Genomic DNA, 5,810 nt, shown 5'->3' with positions numbered 1-5,810 from the left:
GCGAGCTATCCATCCCCGAACTAGAAGTACGGGGCTTTCCGCTCAATTTGGTAAGAATGTTCAAGCTCTGTCGACTCACAAAAGCAGAAACCACACCGAACAAAAAACCTGTAACGTGATCGTAATTGCGGAAGATCTCCAGCCCCGCCCCTGCGGGAAGACCTGCAAGAATTCTCAATCTCTGTCGACTCATAAAAGCAGATACCATACCGGGCAACGAATCTGTGTCGAGACAGTGGTTGGGGAAGATGGCCAGCAAAGGCGATGTGGAAGGACCTGCAAAAATATCGTAGCCCTATCGGATCATAAGCGAAGAGAACATTCAGGACAAAAAATCTGTGACTTCACCGTGGTCGGGGAGGATGGACAGCTGCAGCCATGCGGGACAGCCTGCAAGAATGCTCAAGCCCTGACGTACCACAGAAACAGAGAGCACACCGGGCAACAAACCTGTAATTTAAACGTGGTCGGGGAAGATGGCCAGCTGCGGCCATGCGGAAGAGTCTACAAGAATTCCAGATCCCTATGGGATCACAAAAGAAGCATGCACAGCGGGGAAAAAATCTGTGAAGTGACTGTGGTCGGGGAGGATGGCCTGCCGCGAGCATGCGGGAAGGTCTGCAAAAATATCAAAGCCCTGCTGGATCACAAAAGAAGGTGCCACACCGGGCAGCAAGCCTGCAACGAGACCGTGGTCACAGAAGATGGCCTGCTGCGGCCATGCGGGAGGGTCTGCAAGAATATCAGGGCCCTGATGGATCACAAAAGAAATCATCGGAAACGCAAGCCTGTTGATGTAAACCAAAAATGATGGCCCCAGTCCTGAAAAAGCTAAATTGAGCAAGTAACAATCTGACCCGGTACGTGACTTCAATGACGTTTTTCCCGGTGCTACCTTCAGTTTTTAGCAAAAGATCTTTGATAGAAAACAGACTTATTTTCTTGATCTATCCTTCCTCTCCATCCACCAAAATGCAAGGATAGAATTATTAGACACTCACTCTTCGCAGCACCGCTGTTGCCGCTAACGCTTTTGCTGATATCGTTGCCAGTTGTCTGTCAGGCCGAACTTTTGACAGAACGCTTTATTGTCGAGTTTGAACACAATGCAGTGTTTTCAAACCAGAACTTTTCTGTAAAGCGCGATCGGCATACACCGACAAAAAAAAACGCCCGATATAGCCAACACAAACGACTATGAAGGATCGGATTCACCGCCCCATGAGAAACGACAGAGACCGGGCGATTATGGGGTAAAAACGACCATTATTGAGTCGATTTCGTGGCAATGGTTTTACGCCACGCGTCTGCTGATGGGTTACGAACTTTTCCTGGCGACCGAAGAAACCCTTTTCAGCTCCAAATCTTATTCATGGCTACCTGTAGAAGTAGTAGTTGTTGTCGTTATCTGGCTTTTGAAAAGTTATTGGAAGCATGACTCACTGTCATTTAAATCGATCAGACAACATTCAGCAGCATCAATGCTGACAAGGGGGGATCACCCGTTTGCTACCATCACTATGGAGCCTGGCTCTGAACACAGCCAGCAACCACATCCGCTATTAGTATCATCCGGCGAGCAAGTCTCGGGAGCAACGACCCAACTCACGGGCACTTTCAACCGCCAGCTGTGTTCTTACTATGGCCGCGGTAACGGAGGCCCTCAACAGCCCCTCAACATACTTTAGGTTTAAATTGTTTCGTCTTTCCCTGTCATGGTGCTTGTGGTTTCCGATCCTCATCCATTAGCAACGAGCCTGATGAATGGACGCTGAATGCTACAGAAAGTTCAACAGACAACTTTACACACTCAATAATTGCAGGGACAGTCTATGCGACTGACCCTGCCGGAACACCCAATTATGATGTAACAATCGAGAGAAATTTGCCAACCAACCCTGATGACTGGGTTATAATCAACGGGTTACTCAAGTTGCATAATCACAGTCACCCCGAAGAAACCGGGATTGCCTCTGCACCTGTTATCCATTTGGAACGTACAATAGGGACTCCGCCTTCGGGCTGTCTTCCTTTGGCAGAAGCTCCCCATAGCCAGCAAGCTCTGTTGGATCCCAGAAGCAGGTGCCATATCAAGCCAAAAATCTGTCAAGTAAACGTAGTCGAAGAGGATGGCCGGTCACGGCCATGCGGCGGGGTCTTCAGGAGTGCAAGAAGCCTGTCGTCTCACAAAAGCAGCCAGCATAGCGGGCAACAAAGCTGTAAGGTGACTGTAGTTGGGCAGGATAGAAAGCCGAGGCCATGCGGGAAGGTCTGCAAGAGTCTCTGCAGCCTGATGGAACACAGATACAGAGATCACACCGGACAACAAACCTGTGACGTGCCTGTGGTCGGGGAGGATGACCAGCTGCAGCCATGCGGGACGGTCTGCATCAATATCAGAGCCCTGTGGAATCACAGAAGCAAAGCGCACACGGGGCAACAAACCTGTGACATAATAGTGGACGGGAGGGATGGTCGACCACGTCCGTGCGGAAAGGTCTATCAGAGTGCTCAAGCCCTGGGGTCTCACAAAAGCAGATACCACACTGGGCAAAAAACCTGTAACGTAACAGTGATTGGAGAAGATGGCCAGCGGCGACCATGTGGGATAGTTCACAAAAACGCTCGAACACTGTCGTATCACAAAACCAGACACCATTCCACGCAACAAACCTGCAACGTAATGGTTATCGGAGAGGATGGCCAACAGCGGCCATGCGGCAAAATATTCAAGACTATTCATACCCTGTCGGATCACAGAAGAGTACATCGAAAGCGTAAGCCTGTTGGTGAGCACCAGAACGATGATCTCAATCCCTGATCTGACAACTGCCCCTTCATAAAGTTTATCCCAGTGCCAGTAAACCCTGACAGATCACAAAAGAAAATACCGAAAACGCAAGCCTGTTGATGCGGATCAGGACGATAACCTCAGTCGTTGATCTGACACCCGCCTTTTCATGAGGTGATCTATCCTTCCTCTCTATAAATTAGAATGCACGGATAGAATGCTTAAAAACTCACCCTTTGAGACACTGCTGTTGCTGATATTATTGTTATCTGTCGTCTGTCAGGCCAAACCGTGGACAGAACGTTTTATTGTCGAGCCTGAACATAAGGCAGTGTTTACAGACCAGAGCTTTTCTATAAAGGATGTCCAGCATACCTTGCCGGTCAACCCGTCAGATATTGTCGATACAAACGGCTGCGCAGCACAGGATTTGCCGCCTGATGATCAATCATTTTACGGGATAAAAGCGACCATTATTGAATCGATTTCGTGGCGATCAATCTACACCACTCATCTGCTTTTAGGTTACGAACTGCCCCTAAACATCGAAGAAGCCCCTCTGAGTAACACGCTTCATTCATGGCTTCCTCTGGAAGTGGTTATCGCTGTCGGTTGGTTTTTAAAAAGCTATTGGCTCCTATATTCCTCGTCGTTTAATACGATTAAACAAAAAGAAGCAACATCTAAGCTGACACAGGGGGATCATCTGTTTGCTACCATCATTATGGTGCCTGGCTCTGGACATAATCAACAACCATACCCGCTATCAGAATCATCCGACGAGCAAGTCTCTGGAGTGACAACTCAACTTGCAGGCACCGTCAGCAGATCCCTGCATTCTGACTCTGGCGGCGGTAACAGAGGCCCTCAACAACCCCCGCATACTTTGGGTTTAAATTGTTTCGTCTTTCCCTGTCGTGGCGTTTGTATCTTTCGATCATCATCTAATAGCAGATGGCCCGCTAAATGGCCGCTGAATTCCGAAGAGAGTTCGGCAGGCAACCTTGCAAATTCAATCAGTTCAGGCACAGTCTACGCAACAGACTCAGCCGGACCCAATTATGCTACGACAATGCAGAGGAATTTGCCTATCACCCCTGAAGACTGGATTATAATCGATGGGTTACTCAACCTGCGTAGCTGTAATCTTCCAGAAGCAATCTGGATTTCCTGTTCGGCTACCCATTTCGAACGCCCAGTGGCAACATCAACTCCGGGCTACCTCCCTTCCGAAGGCCCTGGCCATTATCAACAAGCCCACTCGAATCAAAAGAGAAGAGACCATACCGGGCCACAAACCTGTGACGCAAACGTAATCGGGAAGAATGGCCAGCCGCGGCCATGCGGAAGAACCTGCAAAAGTCCTCATGCTCTGTCGGATCACAAAAACAAATACCACAGTGGGCAAAAAATCTGCCAGACAACGACAGTCGGGGAGGATGGCCAGCCGCGACCATGCGGAAAGATTTGCAAAAACACTCAAGTTTTATCCGATCACAGAAGAAGAGACCATAGCGGACAAAAAAGCTGTGACCGCACAGTATTCGGGAAGGATGGCCGGCCGCAGCCATGTGGGAAAATCTACAAGAATGCTAAAGCCCTGTCCGATCACAAAAGAAAGAGCCACAGCGGGCAAAAAATCTGTGACGTGACCGTGGTCAGTGACGTTGGTCAGCTGCGGCCATGTGGGGTGGTCTGCATCAGTTCGCAAGCCCTGTTTAATCACAAAAGAAGTCATCGAAAACGCAAGCTTGTTGATACGGATCAGAACGTTGACCTCAGTCATTGATCTGACACCCAATCTTTCTTGAAGTGATCTATCCTTCCTGTCTATAAATCAGAACGCAGGGATAGAACGATTAAACACTCACTCTTTACCGAAATGCTGTTTCTGATATTATTGTCCTCTGTCGTCTGTCAGGCCGAACCGTGGAAAGAATACTTTATTGTCGATTTTGAACAAAAGTCAGTGTTTCCAAACCAGAACTTTTCTATAAAGCTTAGCCAGCATATCTTGCCGGGCAACTCGTCAGACATTGCAGCCACAAGCGGCCAGACAAGACTGGATTCGACGCCTGATGAAACACGAGATTACAGGGCAAAGACAACCATCATTGACTCAATATCATGGCTGTCGCTTTCCGCCACTCATCTGCCCTCGAGCTACGAACTGACCCTCACCACCAAAGACGCCTCTGCGAGTACCAACCCTTATTCATGGTTACCTGCAGAAGTGTTTATCGCAGTCGGTTGGCTTTTAAAAAACTATTGGAGCTATTCACCGTCGTTTAACCCGATCGAACAACAGGAAGTGAGTCAGGATCACCCATTTGCCTCCATCACCGTAGTACCTGGCCCCACAAATAACCAACCATCGTACCAGTCATCAGAATCATCGTGGCAGCAAACCCCGAAAACCACCTCCCAACCTTCAGGCTCTTTCACTAGCCTCCACCAGTGTGCTGGCACTGGCGACGGTAAAAGAGGCCCTCAACAACCTCTGCATAGTCTGGGTTTACATTGTTTCGTCCTTCCCTGTCGTGGCATTTGTGCCTTCCGACCCTTATCCGATAGCAGAGGGCCCACTGAATGGCTGCTGAATTCAGCAGAAAGTTCGGCAAGCAATCCTACACTCTCAATGAGTGCAGAAGCAGTCTTTACAAATGGTCCTACCGAGCTACTCAAGGATAATGTAACAAAGCAAGGGAATGTGCCTTTCACGGCTGACGACTGGTTAATAGTCAATGGGTTACTCAATCTAAGTGGCCAAAGCCTTATCAAAGAAATCGGGATTTCCCCTACACCTACCCATTTGACACGCCCTGTGGAGACTTCACCTTCGGGTTATCTTCCTTCCGGAAGGGCTGCTTATTACCAACACACCCTGACGAGTCACAAAAAAAAAGACCGCATCAGACAAAAAATCTGTGACGTAACCGTGGATGGAAAGGATGGTCAGCAGCGACCATGCGAGAAGGTTTACAAAAGTGTTCGAGCTTTGGAGGATCACAAAAGAAGA

5 protein-coding genes are annotated in these 5,810 nt (G+C 48.7%); all 5 read left to right on the top strand.

Annotated features, from left to right (window positions below; all coding sequences use genetic code 11):
* Positions 1-811 (top strand): hypothetical protein (locus KDK17_RS16110; RefSeq protein ID WP_257288519.1); only part of this gene is annotated, 811 nt, incomplete at its 5' end.
* Positions 812-1,313: 502 nt separating this feature from the next.
* Entirely contained in the window at positions 1,314-1,688 is a 375-nt protein-coding gene (locus KDK17_RS16105; RefSeq protein WP_257274582.1) for a hypothetical protein, read from the top strand.
* 197 nt (positions 1,689-1,885) lie between these two features.
* A complete protein-coding gene (locus KDK17_RS16100; protein ID WP_257274583.1) occupies positions 1,886-2,821 on the top strand; it encodes a hypothetical protein in 936 nt (311 codons plus the stop codon).
* Positions 2,822-3,008: 187 nt separating this feature from the next.
* Positions 3,009-4,580 carry a hypothetical protein gene (locus KDK17_RS16095; protein WP_257288518.1) on the top strand — a complete coding sequence of 524 codons (1,572 nt, stop codon included), beginning with the start codon at positions 3,009-3,011 and terminating at the stop codon, positions 4,578-4,580.
* A gap of 111 nt (positions 4,581-4,691) precedes the next feature.
* Positions 4,692-5,810, top strand: a 1,119-nt coding sequence (locus tag KDK17_RS16090) for a hypothetical protein (RefSeq protein WP_257288517.1), incomplete at its 3' end; no start/stop codon positions are given.

Origin of the sequence: Endozoicomonas sp. SESOKO2 (assembly GCF_024606245.1) — a bacterium.
In the GTDB taxonomy this organism is placed as follows: Bacteria; Pseudomonadota; Gammaproteobacteria; order Pseudomonadales; family Endozoicomonadaceae; genus Endozoicomonas_A.
The sequence above is the reverse complement of the archived record's forward strand: the minus strand, read 5'-3'. Positions and strand labels throughout refer to the sequence as shown.

What these genes read in the sequence shown, in the direction of transcription:
- KDK17_RS16095 (WP_257288518.1), top strand. Translation starts at nt 3,009, where the DNA reads ATGCTTAAAAACTCACCCTTTGAGACACTGCTGTTGCTGATATTATTG.
- KDK17_RS16105 (WP_257274582.1), top strand. Translation starts at nt 1,314, where the DNA reads ATGGGTTACGAACTTTTCCTGGCGACCGAAGAAACCCTTTTCAGCTCC.